This window comes from Neobacillus sp. plas4, assembly GCF_057221695.1.
The window spans coordinates 2937604-2962093 of record NZ_CM170152.1; the positions used below are offsets into that span (position 1 = coordinate 2937604).

Genomic DNA, 24490 nt, shown 5'->3' on the forward strand with positions numbered 1-24490 from the left:
CAATGTGTGTCCAATTTAATTTATGAGGAGACTTCTTATGGACATCTTTATTAGAAAAGAAGTAACGAATGATTATCAAATGACAGAAGAGGTTGTAAAACAGTCATTTTTAAATGAAGAATATAGTGATAAGAAAGAACATCTTTTAGTAAATCGATTTAGAATATCTAAAAGCTTTATTCCTGAACTTTCATTGGTCGCACTAAATCAAGCTAAAGACATAATGGGACATATTCTATTATCTAAAATAAAAATTATTGATGGTGATAACGCGTTTGATTCTTTAGCGCTGGCCCCTGTTTCCGTTGTACCCGAGCATCAGAGAAAGGGCATTGGAAGTGAATTAATTAATGTTGCTTTAAAAAAAGTAAAAGAGATTGGTTTTCATTCAGTAATTGTTTTGGGACATAAAGACTATTATCCGAAGTTTGGCTTTAAGCAAGCAAGTTTGTGGGGGATCAAAGCTCCATTTGAGGTGCCTAATGAAGTATTTATGGCACTGGAATTAACGGAGAATGCCCTTGAACATGTTCAAGGTGTCGTTCAGTATTCAAATGCATTTTCAGAATAAAAGGGAATTTTATACAAGAGTTTGATAAGGGAAAATCAGATTTCACTTCCGAATAAAAAACAGGTATGAATCTAACCAAATAGTTCATACCTGTCATTTTATATTAAAAAAAACATTAAATCACATTTGATTTATACGATTTATAAATAAAACGCTCAATAAACTCAGCTAATCCATCATTTTCATGGTGTCCGGTAACAAAATCAGCAACGGTTTTAATCTCTTCGCTAGCGTTCCCCATAGCAACTCCAGTACCGGCTTGGCGAAGCATTTCAATATCATTGGGGCCGTCTCCAATCGTTACGACTTCAAGTGGACTAATTCGTAATTTGCGAAGCAAACTCTTTATTGCAGACCATTTCGAAACATTTGGGGCAAGCAGCTCAAATCCGTCATTCCAATCAATGACTTCAGCTTCGTTTTTAAAATAGGCAGATAATTCAGGGCTTGAAGTTCCTGTTCGAACACTATATTTTAAAACATCCTGATATTTCGCCTGTCTTAAATCGCCAATATACCGTGGCGGTCTTTGACCAATTTTTGTCCAATAATCAATTTCCTCATCGGTTTTCTTACAATAAAGCCCAGTTGCTGTATGGAGCATAACGTTACAAGGATGGTCAGCTGTCATCTCATGGAACCGTTCTTCGTTCAACCGGACTGTTTTCATATGCAAAGCTCTTCCTGATTCTCCATCGTGGATAGAAGCACCATTCAGACAAATCATCGGAGTTCGTAAACCAATTTCTTTATGATAGGGAGCCGTTACTTCATAGTGTCTTCCTGTAGCAAGAAACACTTGGACTCCCTGGTTCATGAGCTTATGAATAGCTTCCTTATTTCTGCGGGAAATTTCGTTTGAGGCTTTCAGTAGTGTACCATCCATATCAATAAATATTGCACGTACATTCATTTTCGCTGCCCCCTCATTCGGTGATAACTCCATCATATCAACTGATTATTAAAGCATTGTAAACTTTGCGTTTAGAATCAATAAAGTTTTATAGAATGAGGAGGTCCGCATTTGGAAGTAAAATTTCGTGGAATGGAAGGGTCACTTTAATCTAACAAGTATGATATTAGAATAGAACATTACTAAAGCCGCATGAGTAAATATTATTTACTCATACTCAATACATAATACCGAAATATCCTTCCATCCATACGCAACATCCTCTACATTGGTTCCTCCAAACATACTAATCCTATGAATATATTCTTTTCCGGGCCATAGGATCATAAAAACCAAGTCCGGATTTATTTTGTTGCCTTACCCATACCATCATAGAATAGCTGGATTTTTTATAAATAAGGTTGTAAAAGTGAATCGGCCAAATCTATAACAATTGGAAAGCCATTAGAATGAAGTTAGATAGGAGAAGGTAGTAACAACAGTAAAAAGAGTAACACCAATTCAGTATTCAAGAAAACTCCCTATAACGATTAAAAATTTCTTTAAGGCAATATTGATAAATCTTGGATTTTAATTATTTTCTACGTAAAAAAGGCCATCAGAACCGTCCCCCTGGTCCTTTATATTGGCAATATTGCCAGTTTGTCTTCAATCCCAAGCACATCAATTTCTCATAGGGAATAAGTACATCTATATATAATAAAGTATATTTGGCTCTGTGAAAGAGTTGTAATTTATGGAGAACAAGTTCAAGCATTTCGGACTTGATGACATTAATTTTGGAAAAAAAGACGGGGCCTCATATTTGTCATCTGGCTCAAATAGAAGTATTGATTCTTTTATATTAAGTTCTTTAGCCACCTGGGGCATGGAGTAACGAAAAAAGCCCAATTTATCTACAGCACATCATTCGATCGTTCTGTTAATCGGAATTTTTAAAAAATATTGACATTTAAACAGATGCTAGTAAAATTTAAACTGATATAAAGGTAAAGATTTCTTAAACTAACTAGGTACAAAACATGAGAATCAGCGAATGATGGAAAAAGCTAATGACATTTTGTAATAGAGATCTTGTCGACCAAACCATTGATTATATTAGGAGGGTAATAAAGATGAGTGTTTATCAATATGAGTTGAAAAAGGCAAACGGTGAGGTATTGTCGTTGGAAGATTTAAAAGGACAAGTTGTATTAATCGCCAATACGGCAAGTCGATGCGGTTTAACGGAACAGTATTTAGATTTGCAAAAGCTATATGATAAATATGAAGAACAAGGGTTCACTGTCATTGCAGCACCCACAAATCAATTTGGGGGACAAAACCCGGAGGACGGCTTAACAACAGAAAAAGAGTGTCAAGTGAACTATGGGGTAACCTTCCCTGTCGTTGATTTAATCGAAGTGAATGGTGAGCACACGCACCCATTATTCCAATATTTGAAGGAAAAGACGGAAATTCGAGAGTTAAATCCAAATAATGAACGTGAAGTTGATATAACAAAACGTCTATTAGAAAGATTCCCAGAAAATTTCAGTGGAGACAATATTCGATGGAATTTTACGAAATTCTTAATTGATCGCACAGGTAAAGTGGTTAAACGTTTTGAACCAACGGATACATTTGATGTTTTAGATCAAGAAATTCTTCATTATATTTAGGTGCTATTTTTAGGAACCAGCAACCATCCAAATGATTACCATTCATGTATACTATATTGATGATTTGGAATTTTTTGATAAGTTAATAACATAGGTTTTTTAGCAGGTTTCTAGATTTGGATAACAAAGAGTCTTCGCTTTTTTACATTATGGTTCATTGTAACGATTATTTGAATAATAACCCAGCCCAGTCGACTTCCGAGAGGCTCACATGATTTCAGCCTTGTACTGTAATGTGAGCTTTTTTAGTATGCCGCAGGGCGGTTCTCATGGTTCGATTATGGATTAGTGTCAAGACCCATAAACGGTTCATGATCACTTTCCAAGTCATCTTAACCGTACTCATGGTCTGCTTATGGTCTGATAGCCCAAAGCAATATCCGTTATCAAGTTAAACACATGGTATAGAAGTCATATGCTTTTTTAATAGATGGTTAATACAATACTAGGGGCAGCAATTACAAAAACGCAAAAGTAAAAAATTGGTGTTCACCCTTTAAATCTAACTAATACAATACTTTCATATTTGATTGATAAATTATTAACATTAGTTACCATTTTTACTTTTCTAGCCGAATCATCATTAACAAATTTTCAAGTACTAATACTCGGACAAAAAAAGATGAAAAAATGGACTAAGCTTAAACACATCTCGCATTCTCATCCTCGATCAGTTCCCAGTATTCTTCTTTCGGATCCACCAAACAGTTATCAACACTATTCAAATGGTTCAATTCTATTTGCAGTTTTCCTTTGCTACACGAAAAGGCGTAGCTTTTTCACATCATCCGCATGTTATGACCACACATGTCGATTAAAAAGTCAAAAGCGACTTGACATTGGAGTCAACTCACATGCTATTCTGAATTCATGGAAAAACTTTATTCGATACAAGAGGTTTCTCAGATACTCGGGCTGTCCAAGGATACACTTCGGTATTATGACCGGATCGGGATCGTCTCGCCGTCCCGGGAACACAATCGGTACCGCAAGTATTCGAGTGACGACCTCATAGCCTTGATGAATATTCAGATCATGCGGTATGCGGATCTTTCTCTTGATGAAATCAAGGGGAAATTAGGTTTCCACAAGATGAAAAATATCGACTCCGCTTACTGCGAAGAGGTTGCTGCTTTCCTCGATGCTAAGAATGCAGAAATGCGCAAGAAGATTACCCATCTGGAAAAGGTCTGTCAGCTGCTCAACATAGCAGCAGACACGTTAAGGGACTTTAATAACGAAAGCGATCAACGATTGGCAGAATTCGCCCGTGAGCTTTACATGGATATCAGAAAGGATGAACTGGAAATTTTCGAGGAGGGTTGTGATCATCATCAAGATTAGGAATTTCTATTATCTGATTGCAGGAGTTCTTGCGATACTGTTTGCCGTCACGCATGCATGGAACGGGCAATCTGCTGTATTGCCGACGCTGGACATTAGGGCGATATCCAAGGATACCCGGATGGTATTCACGTATGTTTGGCACATTATAACGGCGAAAATCTGGTCTTCGGCATCGCATTTATTTTCATGTCATTCCAAAGTGAGCGATGGAAGACCCGGTTGGCCTCATGGATGATTGTTGCAATCCTGATTGTCCGACTGATAGTGATTCTTGGTGTAACGGCTATGTTTGACGTTTCTGCCCTTAGGAATACGTTTATAGATTCGATTGCCATCGTAATCTATGTCGCCTTGATCATACTGGGCGCAACGATGAAGAAAAAACAGTCTAGTGGTTAGAAGCTATATTACTAGAGATGCCCGAATTGTCTTCCAACTCTTCAGAACCCTTTTAAGCTAGATAACAAGCAATCTCTGGTCATTCTTAATAAGACAACTTTATGATCATACTTTTATCGTAGAATCATTCAATTGAATATCGTAAGAGGGTGTTTTGATCCAATCTTTTTTAAAAACACACTCTTTCTTTTTGTTTGTTTATCAAGATTTGAATTATCCACCAATAATTTAACATTCCTAGGAGGTCGGATTTGTTAGATTGATATTATCCGGATTAACGTATGCAAGAATTTAGTTAAGTTATTTTAATATTAGAATTATTCTTGACACTAGAAAACTAGGATGTTATCATTTCTCTAAACCAAAGACGAGGGAGTAAAACTGTTAAACGATCTCTCAGCGAATCCGGGATGGTGTAAGCCGGACAGATGACGTAACAGTAAATGGGCCTCAGAGGGCGAAGTGAAAGATCGTTGATTTAGTAGCTTAGACGCAAAGCCAGCGTTAAAGGGCTAAGAGTGTGTAAGCACTCTAATGAGTGGGTATGTTGATACATATCAAACAAGGTGGTACCGCAGGTTAACACTTGTCCTTGAATTTTTATTTAAGGGCAGGTGTTTTTTTTCATTTTCATAACTGATTGTTGATTTCACTGTGTTTGGAAATAGACGGAAAATTTCCGACTAAATCGAAAAAAATCCATATTTCTTCAAAAATAAGGGAAGGTTTTCCGGTTATTTAATCGAAATCCTTTGAATCAGTCGTATTTAGAGCAGTTAACCGGAAATTCTCCGCTTATATCTGCTTCAAAAGCTTCCATTATATACATTAGCCGGAAATTCTCCGCCTATGAATTAACAACGCTACAGCGAAATTCACTCTTAAATATTAATAGCAAATGTGGAAAGGAAAAGGTGCTATGAATGATAAATTTACGCTTTATAACTTAAAGGTAGAGGTGGTAGGGACAGATAAACCAATGGTATGCAGTCATAAGGAAGGTGACTACTTCTTAGTTGTAGGGGAAAACCTGATCTTCCCGGAAACGAATTCGTTTTCCATGTATGCCTTAAGTGCTATTTTGCCATTACTGCCTGCAAAGCAGCGGCCATTACACGACAATGACTGGATGTTGTCTGATAGTTTGATTGCCTGCCCCGATCCAAACTGTGGGGCAAGATTTAACATCACACGTATCGAAACGCAAGAATTTAGTCATGCTGAATGCACAATAGAACCACTACATAAAGGGGATAAATAATAATGGCAGAACGATTACAATTAGCAAAAGATTATAGTATTAGCAGAGTGATCAACGGGTGTTGGCAGTTATCGGAAGGTCATAGTTTACAAGCAAAGTTGGATATGCAAGATGTCAAGAAGGCCTTCCATATGCTGGCCGAGAGAGGATTTACGACATTTGATTGTGCAGATATTTATACGGGTACGGAAGAACTCCTCGGTGAATTTTTAACGGAACTAAAGGAAGGGAGCACCCTTTCACCGCATGATATTCAAATTCATACTAAATATGTACCGGATATCAATTTGCTTAGTGAGGTCGATTACACGTACACAGAAAAGATTATTGACAGAAGCCTCAAACGTCAAAAAAGAGATGTATTGGATCTTGTTCAGTTTCATTGGTGGGATTACAGTGTGCCTGGATTTGTCGAGACAGCGGGAGATCTGTTGAGACTTAAAGAAAAAGGAAAAATCCGTAATATTGCTGTTACAAACTTTGATACGAAGCATTTGCGCGAAATCGTTGATGCCGGTATCCCTATTGTGTCTTGTCAAAATCAATACTCGGTTTTTGATCGACGCCCAGAAAAAGAATTAATCGATTATTGTAAAAGCAATGGAATTTCCTTGCTCTGCTACGGAACATTATCTGGCGGATTGTTAGCGGAAAAATGGATTGGCCAAACTTCGATCCAACCCGAAACGCGCTCTCATGTTAAATATTTTCAGGTGATTGAAGATACTTTGGGCTGGGATGGCTATCAAGAATTGTTGGTATTGCTGCAAAGAATCGCTAAAAAGCATTCTGTCAAGGTTTCTCAGATTGCTACAAAATATATATTAAATCAAGAAGGTGTCGGAGCATCTATTATTGGAGTTAGAAATAGCAGGCATGTTGAATCAAATACGCAAATATTTGCTTTCGAACTTGATCGTACCGATATCGAAGAAATAAAACAATTTTTAGACAGTTATCCAATAGTAGACGGTGAACCGTTTGAGTTAGAGCGTACTGTTGATTCGAAATATCGCAATATTATGAAGATGAATTTAAATGAAGAATAAATGGAAGTGGATGTTTAGCTTAGAATAGAAAGTTTAGTATAGAAGAGGAGAGTTCTAGTATGAATAAAAGACTTGAATTTAGAGGTGGCTGGGGTACTGCGTTTATTCCAGTCGTTATTTTTCTGTTTTTCTGTATATTGTATTTTATCGTATTTAAAGCGTTTGAAATGTATGCACTCGCCATGGGGGCTTTCGTCGCACTGATGGTAGGGTCCGTTTTTGTGAAAAAGGGAAACTACGATCGTTTCTGGGATTCAGTCTATGAAGGTGTAAAGGAAGCTGTACCTATTACCATACTGCTGTTTGTTATTGGGATGTTCTCGACATTGATAAAAGAGACGAACATTTCTGCAGGTTTCGTATGGCTTGCCGATTTGCTTGGCGTGGATGGAGGATTATTCACTGCGTTTACTTTCCTAGCCGTTTGTGTCATTTCTACTGCTACAGGATCATCGATCGGAACCATGTTTACCTGCTTCCCTATTTTCTATCCAGCAGGAGTATTGTTAGGATGTGATCCTGGTGTTCTTGCAGGCGCTATCGTTAGTGCTTCTATTTTTGGCGATAACTTGGCACCGATATCCGATACCACCATCATCTCTGCGGGTACGCAAGAATATACAAAAAAACAAGGCTTTGCTGACATCGGCGGCTGTGTTGCCACCCGACTAAAGTATTCCTTGGTCGCAGGTGTGATATCGTTTGTTCTTTTCTGGATCTTTGGTGGTGGCGGCACGGCAGGAACGGGTGCTGCGGATATCCTCGAGAAGAACATGAATCCAACGACATTGGTCATGCTGGTTCCAGTAGCCGTCATGTTAATAGTGGCTATTAAAACACGCAATATCTATAAAGCTATTACTGTAGGAATCATTTTAGGAACCATTACAGGTCTAGCATTTAACCTCTTAACATTTGACCATGTCATTTCCGTTAAAGATGGTGCACCTGCAGGTTTCCTAACGGGCGGTATCAGCAGCATGATGGCAACGGTCACGCTGGTCATTTCGGTTTACGGTATCATGGGTGTACTTAACGGTGCGGGTGTGCTTGAAAAAGTAACAAATGGCATCCTTAACAGCAAAATGGGCAAAACAGTTCGCGGTGCTGAGTTTGCTATGATGCTAGGCATTTCGTTTACGACTTTGATTTTCGGGGGTGTCACCAGTGCATCGATGACCACATTTGGAAAAGTTCAGAATGAGATTGGCAAACGTGTGGGTCTCCATCCATACCGCCGTGCCAATCTACTTGATGGTTTTGCGAATGCCATCGTGCTAGTCATCCCGTTCTTAAGTGTTTTTGTATTCCTCGGTGCTTTATTGTCGGAAGGGTATGATTTTATAGCGCCGTTATCATTAACACAAGTCAGCAGCGGGATGATTTATTGTATGATGCTGTTCTTGGTTTTATTGTTCTCCATCATAACAGGGTGGGGCCGCCAATTTGAAGGCACAGAAGGGAAGCCGGTTAGTAATTCTCAAGAACATACCAACCATAGGGCTGTCATGTAGAGTGAGCATACCAGCACCACATGTGTGCCAAATACAAGTTGGAAGCGTAGAAAAAGACAAGTTTCAAGAATTAAACTAAAAATTACAGGTAAGAGCTCATTCGTATGAGCTCTTTTTGTTATAGAGTTAAAATGGAGTCTAAAGGTTAATCTCCTTTATGGGTAGTTTTAATCCCAAAAGGATTAATAACTTTTTGTTAAAGATATTAAGTAACAATGGATACCATCAGCAATTGAAATATCCATGCAGTTGTAATCTCTTTAAGCAAAGATTATCGGGTTCCAATTGGACAACAGGTGTTTCCAACTCTACTGGGTTTCATGAAAAAAAATGGAGAGGTTTGAAGATTAATTTCCAACCTCTCTTACTATATTCCAAAATGATGAGGAAACACGCCCATTAGATATAATATTTACTTTAGGAAGGGGACTAGTTATGGAAATCTTTATCAGACAAGAAGTACCGGATGACTATAAAACGACAGAAAGTTTGGTAAAACGGGCATTTCAAAATGAAGAAAATAGCGATAAGACCGAACATCTTTTAGTAAATCGGATTAGAAAATCTGAAGCATTTATTCCTGAACTTTCATTGGTGGCACTGAATCAAGATAAGGATTTGGTGGGGCATATCCTAATATCAAAAATTAAAATTGTGAATGGTAATAACGCTGTTGATACCTTAGCTCTTGCCCCTGTTTCCGTTGTACCAGAACATCAGAAAAAGGGCATTGGCAGTCAATTAATTAATTAATGCAGCTTTAAAAAAAGCAAAAAAGATCGGTTTTCACTCGGTGATTGTTTTAGGGCATAAAGACTATTATCCCAAATTTGGCTTTAAGCAAGCCAGTTTGTGGGGGATCAAAGCTCCATTTGATGTGTCTAATGAAGTATTTATGGCACTGGAATTAACGGAGAATGCTCTTGAACATGTTCAAGGTGTCGTTCAGTATTCAAATGCATTTTCAGAATAAAAGAGGATTAATATGGCCCCACTCTTATATAAGAATGGGGTTTTCCCATTTTATCTTTTTCTATAAAAATACATCTTTTCATTAATTTTCATAAAACCTTGCTAAAAAGTTGCTCGTTTTAGTTGTATTCAAGAAAAAGTTTTTACTATTTCCTTGAAAACTGAAACAACGATTGTACTATATCGACTAATTTATGAGGAAGAAATCGGAGGCAGGATGGAGTTGACCAGCAAATGAGTAGCGATGATATTTCAGAGTGGTTTTGCATGTATAACAAAGATATATACCATTTCTTGGTTTATTTTATCGGGTCAAGTGATGCAGAAGATCTGGTGCAAGAAGTTTTTATTCGAGCAATTAAAGGGTTTGATACTTTCCAGAATAAATCAAGCCCTAAAACCTGGCTTTTTCCGATTGCCCGCAATGTGGGGATTGACGAAATTAGAAAAAGGAAACGTCAAAGGATGAAGCAAATGATTGCGTTCTGGGAAGAGAAAACGGATAAGGATACACCGGAAAATATTCTTGAACTGAATGAAAATAATAGGTTGCTTTATCAAGCCATCCAATCACTAAAAGCAAATTATCGAGATGTAATCATCCTTAAAGGAATTAAAGAATTCAGTGTAGCTGAAACAGCTTCTATTCTAAATTGGAATGAAAATAAGGTTCGAATTACCTATCATCGTGCGTTAAAGACACTACAAAAAACGATAGGAGGATGATCATGATGAAAGAGAATGGGAATGAGAAATTTCTTGATTTGGAGAAAAAAATTCGTTCATTACCAGAACCTGGTTATGAAAAAAAGTATACAAAAGATAATCAAGAAAAAATTCTTAAAAATTTATTACAATTTGCAAGGTCCTATGAAAACAAAAAAAGGAGAGGTCTAAACATGAAAAAGATTGCAGTAGGTTTGGCAACCGTTACTGCCTTCTTGCTATTCGCCATTCTTACTATTCCGATCAAAGATGAAGGTCCGCCAAGCTCCGATTCAAAACACGCAGGTCAACAAAGTGAAGAACTGCCTTCGATCGATGAAAATAAAGGGGTTACTACTCCAGACCCTAATAATCAGAACGAAACGAACACTTCAGATACTGTACTCTATGAAAATATACAATATGGATTTACTTTTACATTGCCAATTAGCTGGGAGCATTACCAAATTGTATCTGATTCTTGGAATGGAATTTCTACGAACCAAGAAATAATTGATAATGGACCAATCCTTTTACTTAGACATCCTCAATGGACAGAGGAAAAACCGAGACAAGATATTCCCATTATGATTTTTACTCGTGAACAATGGTCATCCCTTGAAGAAGGGGAGTTTCATATTGGTGCTGCACCTGTAGGTCCCAAAATACTGGGAGAAAACAATGAGTTTGTTTTCGCGCTTCCAGCTAGATATAACCTTGCCTTTCTAGAGGGTTATGAAGAAGTAGAAAACATTATAGAAAGCAATTCACTTCAACCGAAAAGGTAGAAAAATTGAGTTCATACCTTGATAATATGGTTGCTTTGAAGTGCCTTCCATATAAGGAAAGAACCTTTCTTCGGTAGTAGTGCAGATACCTATAGAATTACACAGTTAACTTTCTACAAGCTTCTGCACATTTTAAACAAGCCTCTGCACACTTTTGACAATGTTCATGCTGATGTTTTTTACACTCGCTTCCACATGCTTCGCAAATTGTTGCACACACTTGTGTTAATTCAGAAATAAATGGCGTTCCTCTGCCAATCGCCTGTTCTAAATATGCACAAATATCCGCACATTCTCTGTCTAAGCGAATACATTCAGCCATCATATTTATATGATCTTCTTTTAGGCAGGCGTCGTAACAGTGATTACATGCAACCATACATTCATGCAGTGCCTCAATAACTGATTGATATTGTTCGTGTGACATAAAATAAATAACCTCCTCAAAATTTTAGTTACAATACTTTATAAATAACCTAACTTTTTCAGGTTAAACATTTATTTCCTTGTTCAACTAATTTAAACCGTTAATGCAGTACGTATTTTTTTACAAATTTAAATAAATAACTGTTAAATGGTGAGAAATTTAATCGATTATCCTCCAAGGTGTGGCCAAGAACTAAAAGATAGTCTGAGGATTTTAAATGAACTTGCACAATTCTCTGAATCCATTAAAGAAAGTGTCAGGCACCATCGAATATGAATATATTCTTTTCCGGGCCATAGGATCATAAAAACCAAGTCCGGATTTATTTTGTTGCATTACCCAAACCATCATAGAATAGCTAGATTTTTTATAAATAAGGTTGTGAAAGTGAATCGGCCAAATCCTATAACAATTGGAAACCCATTAGAATGAAGATAGATAAGAGAAGGTAGTAACAACGTTAAAAAAAGTAATACCAATTCAGTATTCTAACCTTGGATGAATTGTTTAACAAATTTATTAAAGCAAAAGGAGCGATTTAGAGTGTATGAAACTGAATTAGAAAAGTTATTTAAGTTAAAAAAAGAATAAAAGCTAAAACCATTAGAAGATTTCAGCCGTGATGAATTAAAATATTTAGAAGGAGAAGAATTAGTAACAGTTAATGATTTAGCAGAATTGTTTGATGTTCCTAAAAACAAAATTACAAATTAGAAGAAGAAATGATTCTACTTCAAAATTTCCTATAAAGCTCAAAAATTACCTTAAGGCATTATGGATAAATCTTGGATTTTTATTATTATCTACGCAAAAAAAGCCATCAGAACCGTCCCCCTGGTCCTTCCCTGGTCCTTACCCCTGGTCCTTATGTTCCCAATTTCTTGCTCCCAATTAGATACAATAACAAAATAACAATCATAAAGGCTGCAGAATAGCTAAAAGTCATGCCGTACCCAACACTTTTTGCTAAGAAGCCAAGTCCTATTGATCCAATGGCCAAACCAAAATCGATAAAAATAAGAAGCATAGAATTGGCTGTAGCTTTTTTCTCAGGTGGAACAAGAGTTAATGCCCAAGCTTGGATAATTGGATGAATTATGGCATAAGCGATTCCGAATAATGCCCCTGAAACCAAAACCATCATCATACTAGTAGAAAAGCCTAAAAGAATCAAACCAGTAGCCCCTGAAATGGCGCCTGGAATAATAAGGATTCTATGACCGAATCTATCGAAGATTTTACCAGAGAAGGCACGAACTAATACCATTGCAATTCCTTGTGCGATAAAAAACTGCGAAATCCTTCCACCAACATTGATTTCTTTACCAAACGCCCCTATAAAATTGACGGTTCCTGCAATTGCCATATAATTAAACGATACCAAAATACATGGAAGAAGGACACGCTTCTCGAACATGTACTTATAGAAAGGTTCTTTATTTGTCGCCTGTGGACTTTCCTTTTCTTTTTTAACCGTATTTTTTGTAAAAAAACTGCACACTAATGAAAAAGTCATAAGCCCGAGAGTTACCATCATCATGGACTTGAATGAATAATGTGCAAGATAAGAAATTGCAATTAGCGGCCCCATTGTCGTCCCAACGCTTGTAGACATTGCGAAAAAAACAATGCCCTCACCTAACCGAGATTTAGGAACAATATTACTTGATATCGTAAAAACTAAAATCGTAAGCATACTAAATCCAATACCTTGTAATGCTCTAATAACTATTAAAAATCCGATGGAGTCATTTACAAAAGTAAGACCGATCGTGCCCAAAAAATAAACGAGGGAAATGATGAGAAGCATTTTCATATTAACTTTTTGGATAATGACACTTGCAAAGAAGCGCGTAATTAATGATGCTAACATTAAGGTTGTGGTCATGGTTCCTGCAATTGCAGGATTATTACTTATGGTTGATACGAAAATTGGGAAACCTGCTGTAATCATATAAAAAGAAGCGAACATTACTAAAGACAATGTAATAATAATTACATATTGGTTTGTCCATAGTTTAACTTTTATTTTACCCAAGTGTATAAGACCACCTTCCAAGGCTATTTCTAAAAATAGTGATGATTTATACGTGAAGATTGCTTTTTAAATCATGACAAATTTATCCTTCCCTTATTTTTAAAAAATAATTAGAGTTGTTTTCAATAAAAAAGATGGTACACCTTAAAAAAATATTAAATTCGAGTTTGTTTGGGGTGGGTCTGAAAGAGATTCAAAGAATTGTTCCTAGATTTATTGTGGCTTTATATCTTTTTCAATAATAATAATTTATGGTTAGTCGAATAGAAATAAGTGAATTATAATGAAAAAAATGAATGTAATAGAATATGGAGGAAAAACGAATGAAATTTCCCAATGATGCTGATGGAGATGCTTTACATAGTCTATATAAAGATGGATTAGATTTTAAAAAACAACAATCAGTGGACTTTTTTGTTGCCGTTCCTGATAAAGCAACAGGTGAAAAATTATCGCAAGTGCTAAAAGAAGAAGGATTCAATTGTTTCCTAGAGCAAGACGACGAAACTGAAGAGTGGGCATGTTGTTGCTCTAAAAGAATGTTATTAAATTATAATGAATTAATTCAAATACAGAATAAATTAAATAATTTAAGCAAACCACATGGTGGTTATTCTGACGGTTGGGGCGTTTTTGTAGAATAAAATGGTTGAGGGAATCAAAAAGATGATTTCGACTCTTTCACGGAGATTATAGTAACAATCGACCAAGTACTAGAACCCTTTGAAGCAATTGAAGGAGAAGGTTAAGCTTAATTCCATCGTACGGAATAGCATGCCCATTGGTTTAAGGTTCTGTTATGATTAAACGAAAACGTCCCAAGTACTCAAACCACTTGGGACGTTTCATTGTACGCCCAGCGAGTAGAACAATTGCCGAACGCTTAAGACATTTTTACCGGATGATTACATTGTTTATTTTAACTAGGGCCAAAGAATACTTATGCCCTTCCTATTCCGGCTTTTAAAAATAAGATAAACTTGCAATTGTTGGTTACATTAGTAATCTGGCGGTGATTATCAATGGCGAATAACAATAAGCAAAGTCGTTCAACAGATGCTGAAATACGAGCAAATCAAGCTGAAGCGTCTCGCAACCAAGCTGGATCATCAGGCAAATACGGAACGGAATTTGCTAGTGTAGATAACAAAGTAACCAGAAAAATTGAACCTTTTCAACCTTAGAATAAAGGCACCCCTTTGTGGGTGCTTAATGTGTGTAACCTAGAGGAAATGCGTTATTACGTGATTAAATTTTACTAAATCATTTATTGTAAAGACTATTATCCGAAGTTTGACTTTAAGTAAGCCAGTTTGTGGGGATCAAAGCTCCATTTGAGGTGCCTAATGAAGTATTTATGGTACTGGAATTAAAGGAGAATTCCCTTCCGATTAAAAAAACAGGTATGAATCTAACAAAATAGTTCATACCTGTCATTTTGTATTGAAAATATTTTATTGTAAAAAACTTTAAATCACATTTGATTTATACGATTTATAAAGAAAACGCTCAATAATCTCCTGGTTATCGAGCGTTTTGATGGTTAATTTTTTAATAGCTTTTAGTAGTAATTTTCATCACTTCATTTACCAAGTGGTAAATTTGCAGTTCATATTTTGGCTGGTAACCAAACAGAATTATGTAAAATTTTTGTTAGTAAAAATGTTGATCGTTTTGCTAGCTGCCAATGGTCACTTTCCCAATTAGATTTACCTATAATAGAGGGAGCTTTTGCAGTATTAGAATGTGAAATGTATGAAACAATCGAAGCTGGTGATCACACAATTTTAATTCGTGCAGTTCAAAATATTCAAGTGAATAAAGAACGTAATCCGATGTTATACCATCGAAGACAATTTGGAGAAATTCCAGCGGAGTTCTATTCATAATAATAAGATAAAAAAGGATAACGTGCACTTATCAAAGCAATTAAACACTTATGTAGTTACGAAGGATTGAGTTCGGTATTTAACCCAACTCAATCTTTTTATGTGTCTCCTTTCTAAAATGCATATGGTATCTAAGACGGTACTTCCTTTATACACAAAGAACGATACCTTTATTGACTGACCCTATGGTTTTCTTTAAACCCAATAAGAAAATCATATCTCTTGCTGAATTGGTTAATAATAACCAATGTATAGCAGAGTAGAAAGGGTGACAAGATGGAACAGGAACAGTTAAAACTCACATCTTCGGAAATAGGAAGTTTGTGGGCAGAGTATGTAAATGGAACAGCTGTTGATATTATAAATAAATATATGGTTTCTATTATTGAGGATGGGCAAATTAAAGCTATTTTTGAGGATGCTATCAACACATTCGAAAAGCAAAAACAACAAATCGTTACTTTTATAAAAAATGAAGGGTTTCCCGTTCCTATTGGATTTACTGAATCTGATCTCTTTCAAGGGAAACAAAGATTGTTCACCGATATATTTTGCCTAAATTATTTACATATCATTACATTACATGGTTTGCTAGGACACTCAACTTCATTAGGCGTTTCTGTAAGAAAAGACTTACGGTATTTTTACGACTCCTGTGATAATGATGGGAAAAGGATGTATCACCAAACAATTGAGTTATTGCTTGAAAAAGGAAGCTTTCAGAGAGACCCTTTATTTTATCCAGCTAAAAACCCTGAGTTTATATCCAGCCAAGATTTCACTGATGGTTTTTTTGGTAAAGGAAGAAAATTAGCAGCGACAGAAATCATTAGTATATCTTTCAACCTAAAAAAAAGCATTATGGCTAAAACCCTTTCTATCGCATTCGGTCAAGTTGCACAAACAAAAGAAGTAAGGAAGTTTTTAACGGATTCAGAGAAAACGGCTGATGGACAAATAAAAACATTGACAAAAATAATGCAAGCGGATAATTTGCCAGTTCCAAAATCTTGGGAGACAGAAGTGACAACTTCAACGGACTCTCCTTTCTCTGATAAGTTAATGTTGTATCATATTGGTTTTCTGTTTCAGGCTGCGCAAAATTACCATGGTGCAGGTCTAGCTTCTTCCATGCGAACTGACCTCGTGACCGCTTATGAGGGTACTATACTAAAAAATATTATGGTAACAAAGAAATGGTTTAACCTTATGGTACAAAATAAATGGTTAGAACAACCACCACTTGCTCCTAATAGAACAGAAATTTCAAAAGAGGTGTAGGAACAGTAACAAGGCTATAGTAGTGGGTCCTGCTTGGTTCCCAATAATGTTAGTCTTTCTTGGAATAATCATTGGATATATTACTAGAGAATTCAATCTAAAGAGACCATTGATTCAGTGAAATGCAAAGAGTTCGCTAACCAACATTTTGGGCTGTATAACCTTAAGCTTACATCCCACACGCATAAAATGGCCCGAGTTCCAGATAAAAAAGTGTCAGTCACCATCCAAATATAAGGGAGGTGCCTGACACTTTTATTTTCTTATAGGTCATTCACTGTCGGTTCGGAAGATTGTACATGATTGATATTAATTACTTTCGGGTCTGTAGGATTGGTATTATCAATTTTTGTTATGATACACCATCGACCAGCAATGGTGGAGGTGAGTGGAACTTCAATGTCATCACCGTTGTTTGTTTTTATTAACACCCTGCCATCATATTTTGCAAAATTATCATCCTTTTTGAGAAACCCCAAAAATCTAAAAATGTTCGTAGCAATAATGATTTTATCAACATCTTCGAGCGTTTTGATCGTCATATTTTCTTCATTGTTTCCCGCAGAATTCCCGACTCCGGAATCCTTATCGAGTGCGATATAGGGGGAGGTGGTTAATTTTCCTTTATTCCCAAAAAAGATGTGTCCAAATGTTCCATTTTTTGTGATATAAAAGGCATAAAGGTCCAAATCGACACCCTTTGTCCAATTTAATTTCACATGAATATTTTCAATTTTACTTGCCTTTCGTAACGAGATGAAATCACCTGGTTTTTTTAGGATGACCTTTTCTAATGAAATCGCAGCTTCTGGTGTTGGTTCAGGATTCTTATGTATAATACTTTCTTCAACTGGAGGTAACGACTGGTTAGGGGTCTCAATTTGCTCATCAGATTCTGAGCCATTCTCGATTTCAAGCCCGAAATGATGACAAAGAGCAGCAAGCCCGCCAGCAAAACCACCAGTATTAGTGGAAAATTTCCACTCTCCATTTTTCCTATAAATCTCGGCAAGGACAAGCGTGTTTTCAATGTGATATTGATCTAAGTGATACAGCAATATCTCCTGTTGAGAATCCGCATCCATTATTTTTACATAAGCATTAACCATTTTGGAAAAATTTTCTCCACTTTTTTCACCCTCATAAATGGTCAAAGTTAAGACAAGTTTATCGGTTATAGGGGATACCTTTTTTATTTCAATTTGAAACTGTTCTCTATGTTTTGTGGGATGGGTAAGAACGGAATGATGAATAGAACCATCGGCAGAGCTGGAATTGCCATAAAAAATAATCGATTCATCGTATAGACATTTGCCGTCTGAACCAATCATAAAAATGGAAGAATCAATGTCAAGTTGTGCCGTTGTTTCCCAACCAACCTCAACGATTATTTTTGTTATATTTACTTGGTTTTTGGTGATACCCACTCTCGCACCTTTTTGAACTTGTGTGAGCATGACCATCCTCCTTTAGTTAGCTAAAAGTTTTATTCATTATAACACAGGCGTGTTTTCAATCTAGGGGAGAAGCTTTGAAAGGTGATTTAAGTATCCATGGGACAACAAAACGCTAGTTTTGTAAATAAGAGGTAGGCTTGTACTTACGTTTTATAATGTTGATTTTTGAAAAACAACATCATTTACTTTTTTCTAAGGAAAACGATTAGATCTATTCTTCGATGGGTAACATTTTCTTTAAAACCCTTTATAGATTAAATGTAATGTTGATATTCCAATAATTATTCACTTAATTGATCCATGAATAAATCAATATACAAATTTCCTTTTGTCCCAAGGACAGCATACGAGATGTCAAGAACAGCAAGGTTTCTTTTTTTTAGTTCAGCCATTAACCATTCTTCAGTGTAGGTGTGTTTGGATAAGTTTTCGTATAAGATCTTCCCATCATAGACAAGTTCTATCGGTACGGTTCCTGCTGAGGGTAGTATAGGTAAATCTTGTTTGGTGGTATTTTGGTATTGGGTTTTTTTTAACACAGAGAGGGAGCCGTTTATTTCTAAAATAGCGCACTCGACTTCTTCTATATTGAAGATATCTTTGCCCCGCAAAGCTTGTTTAAGAGATTCTAGTGAGTACCCCATTTGCTTCATTGTCTCTTCGAGAATTTGTCCTTCTTGAATTAAGGTAGCAGGTTCTCCAGCAATCCATTTCCCGAAGCGCGGATTTCGAACCGCAGCAAGATTCAGTATAAAAACGACGGTACCCATAATCATAATTGAAATAATAAAATACAGGAATTTAACTTTGATATTGAATGCTAGATTTCCTGCAATTGTTCCCATTGTAATGGAAGCGATATAAAGATGATAGGTCCTCTGGGAAATCGTCTGTTTACCGAGCAACTGGACAAATACCCATAATAAAATAAAAGCAGTAAAGGTTCGAAAGATGATTTCAACAGATCCTGACATCGCTATTACTCCCTTATAAAAAATCCGACAGTTCGTTGTGATAGTATGTCCAGCAGCAAGCTCTATATTCTGTAATTAAAAAAGGAAAAAAATTCGAATTCCCTAAATGTAAAAAAGCCTAATCTCTCCGTATTTTTAGCGAGGGATTAAGCTTATGATCTTCCACAATCGCGCACGATTGTTAATAAAAACGAATTCAATCTATTTTTCTAAATTAATGTTTTTATAGTAAGTTATGATAAAATCCTTAAAATCTTTTGCATAAAATGAAAGAACTTTCTCTTTTAAACATGATATGCCCACGACAAATCTAGATAGATATGAAAAGGAAGTATAAATGAAAACTTTCAAAAAGTATTACAAATGCTAGAAGTGGATCAGCTCCAAATCGTTGAGCTTACTCCTATGTCACAACCTAATCAACAAAAACTAGAAACCCCTTTGATGGGTGTTCGGTGTTATACATATTTTCGTTGCGGAGGAAGCCCTCAGGAACGTCCGCAGCATATAGAACCTCCACGACCTAAAGAAAAACACGGAGGGCTTTGGAGTTCAAATCAAAAAAGTGCCAGACATCATCCAAAAAAACAGATGATGTCTGGCATTTTTTTGTTCAATAAAACGTCATGTTTCAGCCTTTTGCAAATAATTCCAAAATAATTAATAAAAGCCGTCAGAACCGTCCCTCTGGCACCTCTGGCATCCCTCTGGCATCTGGAATTCATTTTTTAAATATTGAAACTTTTTTGTAATATAGCCGTAATAGAACTATAGGCTTATAGAAAGAAGGGGGAGACCGAATGGATAATTTAAAGAAGATATATAAAACTGTTGGGCTTATTTTTTTAGTAGCAATCCTTGTGATTGTTGGTTTTACCACTTGGTATACCGTTGATGAAAGCGAGCAAGCTGTTATTATTACCTTTGGAAAGGTTGAAGAAGGGGTAACCGAACCAGGGTTACATTTTAAGATGCCATGGCCAATTCAATCCGTGGAAACACTATCAAAGGAAACCTTTAGTCTACAATTCGGTTATGAAGAGAAAGATGGGGAAATAAAAGAGTTTCCAAATGAAACGAAAATGATTACTGGTGATGAAAATATCGTTTTAGCGGACTTAGTAGTCCAATGGAAAATAACCGAGCCAGCCAAATATTTGTTTAATGCTGAGAAGCCTGAAGAAATATTGTATAATGCTACCTCTGCATCTTTAAGAAGTATTATCGGCAGTTCGAAAATTGATGACGCTTTAACCTCTGGGAAGGCTGAAATCGAGGCGGAGGTACGGGATTTGTTATCCACATTGGTGGAGAAATACGATATCGGGATTTCGATCCTCGCTGTCAAACTTCAGGATGTGGAACTGCCCAATGACGAGGTAAGAAAGGCATTTACAAATGTAACAGACGCCCGTGAAACGATGAATACAAAAATTAATGAAGCAGGGAAATATCGAAACAAACGGACCAATGAAGCCAAGGGGGAACAGGCTGCTCTCATGTCAAAAGCCCAAGGTGATAATGTAGCAAGGATTGAAACGGCAAGAGGGGATGTTGCCGTATTCAATAAGCTGTATGAAGAATATCGTACGAATCAAGACATTACTCGTGAGCGGCTAATTTTGGAAACGCTTGAACAGGTTCTTCCCAATGCTGAAATCTATATTATGAACGATGATGGAAATACATTAAAATATTTCCCAATCCGACCTTTGGAAAACCAACAGACAAAGACAAATGGGGAAGGAAGTGAAAAAAATGAGTCAAGATAATGTAGTTAATTTTGAAAGTCGTGGAGGAAACTGGCGAAAATACACAAAAATAGGCATCTTTTTAGTAATCGTACTTGTTCTCTTAGTAGTTTTCCTTACAAACCTCATTGTTGTGAAAGAAGGGCAATATAAAGTGATTCGACAGTTTGGTGAAGTGGTTAGGATTGTGAAAACCCCAGGTCTAACCTATAAAGTTCCGTTCATTCAAAGTGTCACGACTCTACCAAAATATCAAATGACGTATGATGTTACCGAAGCTGAGATTAACACCAAGGATAAGAAACGGATGCTCATCGATAACTATGCAATTTGGAGAATTGAAGATCCTAAAAAGATGATCTCCAATGCTAGAACCGTTGAAAAGGCGGAATCACGAATGGAGGAATTTATTTACTCCGTCGTTCGTTCAGAGCTGGGGCAGTTAAACTATGACGAAATCATTAATGATGAAAAATCTTCACGTGGTTCTTTAAATGATCGGATAACTGAAAAGGTGAATGATCTTCTTGGGAAAGACAATTATGGGATTGTGGTTACCGACGTAAGGATGAAGCGTACTGATCTTCCTGCAGAGAATGAACAATCCGTCTTCACAAGAATGATTTCTGAACGGGAATCTAAAGCACAGGAATATTTGTCAATGGGTGACGCAGAAAAGAATAGAATTGAGGCTGATACAGATCGCGAAGTGCAGGAATTGCTAGCAAAAGCTAAAGCTGAAGCAGAATCGATTCGTGCTGATGGTGAAGCTGAAGCGGCAAAAATCTATAATCAAGCGTTCTCAAAAGATCCGACCTTTTATTCCATGTTCCGTACCTTAGAATCGTACAAAAAGACAATTAATGATGAAACGGTTATCGTCCTTCCATCCGACTCTCCCTATGCACGTTTGTTGATGGGATATATAGATTAATCATTTAAACTAGGAATATCAATAAATGGTAATGCCCTGCTATTTGCTTCGGTGTAGCAGGGCTTGTCCTATATGGTTTGAAAAGTAGTTTTTTGGAGTACCGTTTATACTATGGTTACTACTTAATATGAAAGGAGTGAAAAGAGTGAATCGAATACGAGTAGTTGCTTGTTTTTTATTGATAATTGGCTTTATGCTTATGCTTCTCCCAGTGGACAGCTCAGCAAAAGGGGAAGTAGTCTATGTTGTACCGATTGAAGAAACAGTTGAAAAGGGATTGTACGCCTTTTTGAAAAGAGCCGTTGAAACAGCTGAGAATGAAAATGCGGACGTTATTATTTTTGAGATTAATACCCCTGGAGGAGCAGTTGATGCTGCTGTGGAAATTGGCAAGCTGCTTACTTCCACGGATATCAAGACAGTTGCTTTTATTAATAACAGAGCGTTATCCGCCGGTGCCTATATTTCATTAAATATGGATGAAATCTATATGGTGAAAGGAGGGACGATGGGAGCGGCTGCTATCATTGACCAGAACGGTAATACAGCTGGAAAGAAAGCGGAATCCTATTGGTTTGCCGAAATGAAAAACGCGGCTTTGCATGCTGACAGGGATCCAATTTATGCTCTGGCAATGGCTGATGAAAATGTTGATTTACCAGAGTACGGAGCCGAAAAAGGAAAACTATTAACATTAACCTCGGAACAGGCTTTAGAGGTTAAATACTCTGAAGGAATTGTGAACAATCTTGATGAACTGCTTGAATTACTTGGATATACCGAAGCGGATGTACGACCTCTTGAAGTAAGCATGGCAGAAAAAATGGCCCGCTTTATCACAAATCCAATTGTTTATTCGATGTTACTAACGATTGGCATCCTTGGTCTCGTATTGGAATTATTCTCACCAGGTTTCGGTGTTTCCGGGTTTATCGGAGTGTCAGCATTGCTGCTGTTTTTTTATGGACATCTCGTCGCGGGGCTTACGGGATATGAAACCCTTATTCTATTTATTATTGGGATCGGTCTTATATTATTAGAGTTTTTTATATCAGGTGGTATTGCAGGGATTCTCGGTTTTGTGGCAATTATTGCAAGTTTCTTTTTGGCAGCAGATAATGTAGTTCACATGGGAATATCCCTGCTTATCGCCATGGTCGTTTCCATCTTGATCACTATTTTAGTGATTAAGGTTTTTGGTAAAAAAATACGACTGTTTAAAAAACTCATTTTAACCGATTCCACCAATATAGAAAGCGGTTATATCGCGAATAAAAGCCGTTTAGAATTAATTGGACTGGTTGGGTATGCGGCAACAGTGCTGCGTCCATCTGGTACCATCATCATTGAAGACGAAAGGCTGGATGCTGTAAGTGAAGGTGGCTTTATTGGCAAAGGATCCAAAGTAAGAGTGATGAGGGCAGAAGGGGCCAGAATTGTCGTAAGAGAAATACCAAATTTGGATAAGGTAGAAAGATAGGAAGACTAGAGATAAGAATATTATTAATTTATAGAAAGGCAGGAACCCTGCCTTTCTATAAACTTTATTTCAACATGAAATGAATAAAACCACTTTTTTTACATCATCCACACGTTATGAGTACACATATCGATAAAAAAGTCAAAGAGCAACTTGACATTGGTGTCAACTCACATGATATTCTGAATTCATGGAAAAACTTTATTCTATACAAGAGGTTGCGCAGATACTGGGGATGTCCAAGGATACACTTCGGTATTATGACCGGATTGGGATCGTCTCGCCGTCACGGGAACACAATCGGTACCGCAAGTATTCGAGAGACGACCTCATAGACTTGATGAATATTCAGATCATGCGGTATGCGGACTTTTCTCTTGACGAAATCAAAGGGAAATTTGGTTTCCACAAGATGGAAAATATCGACTCCGCATACTGCGAAGAGGTTGCTACGTTCCTCGATGCTAAGTACGCAGAAACGCGCAAAAAGATTACCCATCTGGAAAAGGTCTGTCAACTGCTCAACATAGCAGCAGACACGTTAAGGGACTTTAATAACGAAAGCGACCAACGATTGGCAGAATTCGCCCGTGAGCTTTACAAGGATATCCGAGAGGATGACTTGGAAATTTTCGAGGAGGGTTGTGATCATCATCAAGATTAGGAATTTCTATTATCTGATTGCAGGAGTTCTTGCGATACTGTTTGCCGTCACGCATGCATGGAACGGGCAATCTGCTGTATTGCCGACGCTGGACATTAGGGCGATATCCACGGATTCCCGGATGGTATTCACGTATGTTTGGCACATTATAACGGCGGAAAATCTGGTCTTCGGCATCGCATTTATTTTCATGTCATTCCAAAGTGAGCGATGGAAGACCCGGTTTGCCTTATGGATGATTGTAGCAATCCTGATTGTCCGACTGATTGTGATTCTTGGTGTAACGGCTATGTTTGACGTTTCTGCCCTTACGAATACGTTTATAGATTCGATTGCCATCGTAATCTATGTCGCCTTGATCATACTGGGCGCAACAATGAAGAAAAAACAGTCCAATGGTTAGCAGCTACATGAG

At 37.0% G+C, this 24490-nt stretch carries 21 protein-coding genes and 4 pseudogenes; 20 read left to right on the forward strand and 5 right to left on the reverse strand.

Annotation, left to right across the window (positions count from 1 at the left end):
- Window positions 1-37: 37 nt before the first annotated feature.
- A complete protein-coding gene (locus tag AC2TFD_RS14605) occupies window positions 38-571 on the forward strand; it encodes a GNAT family N-acetyltransferase (RefSeq protein ID WP_484676149.1) in 534 nt (177 codons plus the stop codon).
- A 115-nt stretch (window positions 572-686) separates the two neighbouring features.
- Here AC2TFD_RS14605 and AC2TFD_RS14610 read toward each other — a convergent pair whose 3' ends face one another.
- A complete protein-coding gene (locus AC2TFD_RS14610) occupies window positions 687-1484 on the reverse strand; it encodes an HAD family hydrolase (protein WP_484676150.1) in 798 nt (265 codons plus the stop codon).
- Between the two features lie 1115 nt (window positions 1485-2599).
- Here AC2TFD_RS14610 and AC2TFD_RS14615 point away from each other — a divergent pair.
- The 9 genes and pseudogenes from AC2TFD_RS14615 (at window position 2600) to AC2TFD_RS14655 (ending at window position 11180) form a co-directional block, all read left to right on the forward strand.
- Complete coding sequence (locus AC2TFD_RS14615; protein WP_484676151.1) at window positions 2600-3145, forward strand: glutathione peroxidase; 546 nt, start codon at window positions 2600-2602, stop codon at window positions 3143-3145.
- An 870-nt stretch (window positions 3146-4015) separates the two neighbouring features.
- Window positions 4016-4489: a MerR family transcriptional regulator gene (locus AC2TFD_RS14620; protein ID WP_484676152.1), complete on the forward strand. Its 474-nt coding sequence runs from the start codon at window positions 4016-4018 to the stop codon at window positions 4487-4489.
- Window positions 4470-4891 (forward strand): annotated as a pseudogene (locus AC2TFD_RS14625) (hypothetical protein). Before AC2TFD_RS14620 ends, AC2TFD_RS14625 begins: the two are co-directional and overlap by 20 nt.
- A 919-nt stretch (window positions 4892-5810) precedes the next feature.
- Window positions 5811-6152 (forward strand): TIGR04076 family protein, encoded by a 342-nt coding sequence (locus AC2TFD_RS14630; RefSeq protein WP_484676153.1) that lies wholly within the window; start codon window positions 5811-5813, stop codon window positions 6150-6152.
- 2 nt (window positions 6153-6154) lie between these two features.
- A complete protein-coding gene (locus AC2TFD_RS14635) occupies window positions 6155-7201 on the forward strand; it encodes an aldo/keto reductase (RefSeq protein ID WP_484676154.1) in 1047 nt (348 codons plus the stop codon).
- Window positions 7202-7260: 59 nt separating this feature from the next.
- Window positions 7261-8715, forward strand: coding sequence for a Na+/H+ antiporter NhaC family protein (locus AC2TFD_RS14640; protein ID WP_484676155.1), 1455 nt, complete (start codon window positions 7261-7263; stop codon window positions 8713-8715).
- A gap of 435 nt (window positions 8716-9150) precedes the next feature.
- Window positions 9151-9688 (forward strand): annotated as a pseudogene (locus tag AC2TFD_RS14645) (GNAT family N-acetyltransferase).
- A 233-nt stretch (window positions 9689-9921) separates the two neighbouring features.
- Window positions 9922-10413: an RNA polymerase sigma factor gene (locus AC2TFD_RS14650; protein WP_484676156.1), complete on the forward strand. Its 492-nt coding sequence runs from the start codon at window positions 9922-9924 to the stop codon at window positions 10411-10413.
- 2 nt (window positions 10414-10415) lie between these two features.
- Window positions 10416-11180 carry a hypothetical protein gene (locus tag AC2TFD_RS14655; RefSeq protein WP_484676157.1) on the forward strand — a complete coding sequence of 255 codons (765 nt, stop codon included), beginning with the start codon at window positions 10416-10418 and terminating at the stop codon, window positions 11178-11180.
- A 97-nt stretch (window positions 11181-11277) separates the two neighbouring features.
- Here AC2TFD_RS14655 and AC2TFD_RS14660 read toward each other — a convergent pair whose 3' ends face one another.
- Both AC2TFD_RS14660 and AC2TFD_RS14665 read right to left on the reverse strand, forming a co-directional pair.
- Window positions 11278-11607 (reverse strand): four-helix bundle copper-binding protein, encoded by a 330-nt coding sequence (locus AC2TFD_RS14660; RefSeq protein WP_484676158.1) that lies wholly within the window; start codon window positions 11605-11607, stop codon window positions 11278-11280.
- 865 nt (window positions 11608-12472) lie between these two features.
- Entirely contained in the window at window positions 12473-13645 is a 1173-nt protein-coding gene (locus AC2TFD_RS14665) for an MFS transporter (RefSeq protein ID WP_484676159.1), read from the reverse strand.
- Between the two features lie 323 nt (window positions 13646-13968).
- Between AC2TFD_RS14665 and AC2TFD_RS14670 the strand changes: the two genes are divergently transcribed.
- The 5 genes and pseudogenes from AC2TFD_RS14670 to AC2TFD_RS14690 all read left to right on the forward strand — a co-directional run bounded on the left by AC2TFD_RS14670 (window position 13969) and on the right by AC2TFD_RS14690 (window position 16815).
- Window positions 13969-14289 carry a ribonuclease E inhibitor RraB gene (locus AC2TFD_RS14670; protein WP_484676160.1) on the forward strand — a complete coding sequence of 107 codons (321 nt, stop codon included), beginning with the start codon at window positions 13969-13971 and terminating at the stop codon, window positions 14287-14289.
- Window positions 14290-14667: 378 nt separating this feature from the next.
- Window positions 14668-14829, forward strand: a complete 162-nt coding sequence (locus AC2TFD_RS14675) for a hypothetical protein (protein WP_484676161.1) — start codon at window positions 14668-14670, stop codon at window positions 14827-14829.
- Between the two features lie 93 nt (window positions 14830-14922).
- Window positions 14923-15068: pseudogene (locus AC2TFD_RS14680) on the forward strand (GNAT family N-acetyltransferase); the annotation flags it as partial.
- Window positions 15069-15246: 178 nt separating this feature from the next.
- Window positions 15247-15534 (forward strand): annotated as a pseudogene (locus AC2TFD_RS14685) (flavin reductase family protein); the annotation flags it as partial.
- A 276-nt stretch (window positions 15535-15810) separates the two neighbouring features.
- On the forward strand, window positions 15811-16815 hold the full coding sequence (locus AC2TFD_RS14690; RefSeq protein WP_484676162.1) for a DUF3231 family protein: 1005 nt from the start codon (window positions 15811-15813) through the stop codon (window positions 16813-16815).
- Window positions 16816-17078: 263 nt separating this feature from the next.
- Here AC2TFD_RS14690 and AC2TFD_RS14695 read toward each other — a convergent pair whose 3' ends face one another.
- A complete protein-coding gene (locus tag AC2TFD_RS14695) occupies window positions 17079-18272 on the reverse strand; it encodes a TerD family protein (protein ID WP_484676163.1) in 1194 nt (397 codons plus the stop codon).
- Between the two features lie 281 nt (window positions 18273-18553).
- Window positions 18554-19246: a DUF421 domain-containing protein gene (locus tag AC2TFD_RS14700; RefSeq protein ID WP_484676164.1), complete on the reverse strand. Its 693-nt coding sequence runs from the start codon at window positions 19244-19246 to the stop codon at window positions 18554-18556.
- Window positions 19247-20046: 800 nt separating this feature from the next.
- On the opposite strand from AC2TFD_RS14700, the gene hflK reads away from it, so the two are divergent.
- The 5 genes from hflK to AC2TFD_RS14725 all read left to right on the forward strand — a co-directional run bounded on the left by hflK (window position 20047) and on the right by AC2TFD_RS14725 (window position 24478).
- Window positions 20047-21018 (forward strand): FtsH protease activity modulator HflK, encoded by a 972-nt coding sequence (gene hflK, locus AC2TFD_RS14705; RefSeq protein WP_484676165.1) that lies wholly within the window; start codon window positions 20047-20049, stop codon window positions 21016-21018.
- A complete protein-coding gene (gene hflC, locus AC2TFD_RS14710; RefSeq protein ID WP_484676166.1) occupies window positions 21005-21931 on the forward strand; it encodes a protease modulator HflC in 927 nt (308 codons plus the stop codon). The genes hflK and hflC overlap by 14 nt, the downstream gene beginning before the upstream one ends.
- 145 nt (window positions 21932-22076) lie before the next feature.
- A complete protein-coding gene (locus AC2TFD_RS14715) occupies window positions 22077-23411 on the forward strand; it encodes an NfeD family protein (protein WP_484676167.1) in 1335 nt (444 codons plus the stop codon).
- A gap of 190 nt (window positions 23412-23601) precedes the next feature.
- Window positions 23602-24075: a MerR family transcriptional regulator gene (locus AC2TFD_RS14720; RefSeq protein ID WP_484676168.1), complete on the forward strand. Its 474-nt coding sequence runs from the start codon at window positions 23602-23604 to the stop codon at window positions 24073-24075.
- Complete coding sequence (locus AC2TFD_RS14725; protein ID WP_484676169.1) at window positions 24056-24478, forward strand: hypothetical protein; 423 nt, start codon at window positions 24056-24058, stop codon at window positions 24476-24478. Before AC2TFD_RS14720 ends, AC2TFD_RS14725 begins: the two co-directional genes overlap by 20 nt.
- Window positions 24479-24490: the final 12 nt, after the last annotated feature.

Excerpts from the sequence above, each read along its gene's own strand:
- AC2TFD_RS14700 (WP_484676164.1), bottom strand. The coding sequence starts at position 19,246 with ATGTCAGGATCTGTTGAAATCATCTTTCGAACCTTTACTGCTTTTATT.
- AC2TFD_RS14670 (WP_484676160.1), top strand. The coding sequence starts at position 13,969 with ATGAAATTTCCCAATGATGCTGATGGAGATGCTTTACATAGTCTATAT.
- AC2TFD_RS14635 (WP_484676154.1), top strand. The coding sequence starts at position 6,155 with ATGGCAGAACGATTACAATTAGCAAAAGATTATAGTATTAGCAGAGTG.
- AC2TFD_RS14630 (WP_484676153.1), top strand. The coding sequence starts at position 5,811 with ATGAATGATAAATTTACGCTTTATAACTTAAAGGTAGAGGTGGTAGGG.
- AC2TFD_RS14695 (WP_484676163.1), bottom strand. The coding sequence starts at position 18,272 with ATGCTCACACAAGTTCAAAAAGGTGCGAGAGTGGGTATCACCAAAAAC.
- AC2TFD_RS14720 (WP_484676168.1), top strand. The coding sequence starts at position 23,602 with ATGGAAAAACTTTATTCTATACAAGAGGTTGCGCAGATACTGGGGATG.
- AC2TFD_RS14675 (WP_484676161.1), top strand. The coding sequence starts at position 14,668 with ATGGCGAATAACAATAAGCAAAGTCGTTCAACAGATGCTGAAATACGA.
- AC2TFD_RS14615 (WP_484676151.1), top strand. The coding sequence starts at position 2,600 with ATGAGTGTTTATCAATATGAGTTGAAAAAGGCAAACGGTGAGGTATTG.
- hflK (WP_484676165.1), top strand. The coding sequence starts at position 20,047 with ATGGATAATTTAAAGAAGATATATAAAACTGTTGGGCTTATTTTTTTA.
- AC2TFD_RS14655 (WP_484676157.1), top strand. The coding sequence starts at position 10,416 with ATGATGAAAGAGAATGGGAATGAGAAATTTCTTGATTTGGAGAAAAAA.
- AC2TFD_RS14650 (WP_484676156.1), top strand. The coding sequence starts at position 9,922 with ATGAGTAGCGATGATATTTCAGAGTGGTTTTGCATGTATAACAAAGAT.
- hflC (WP_484676166.1), top strand. The coding sequence starts at position 21,005 with ATGAGTCAAGATAATGTAGTTAATTTTGAAAGTCGTGGAGGAAACTGG.
- AC2TFD_RS14640 (WP_484676155.1), top strand. The coding sequence starts at position 7,261 with ATGAATAAAAGACTTGAATTTAGAGGTGGCTGGGGTACTGCGTTTATT.
- AC2TFD_RS14620 (WP_484676152.1), top strand. The coding sequence starts at position 4,016 with ATGGAAAAACTTTATTCGATACAAGAGGTTTCTCAGATACTCGGGCTG.
- AC2TFD_RS14605 (WP_484676149.1), top strand. The coding sequence starts at position 38 with ATGGACATCTTTATTAGAAAAGAAGTAACGAATGATTATCAAATGACA.
- AC2TFD_RS14690 (WP_484676162.1), top strand. The coding sequence starts at position 15,811 with ATGGAACAGGAACAGTTAAAACTCACATCTTCGGAAATAGGAAGTTTG.
- AC2TFD_RS14660 (WP_484676158.1), bottom strand. The coding sequence starts at position 11,607 with ATGTCACACGAACAATATCAATCAGTTATTGAGGCACTGCATGAATGT.
- AC2TFD_RS14610 (WP_484676150.1), bottom strand. The coding sequence starts at position 1,484 with ATGAATGTACGTGCAATATTTATTGATATGGATGGTACACTACTGAAA.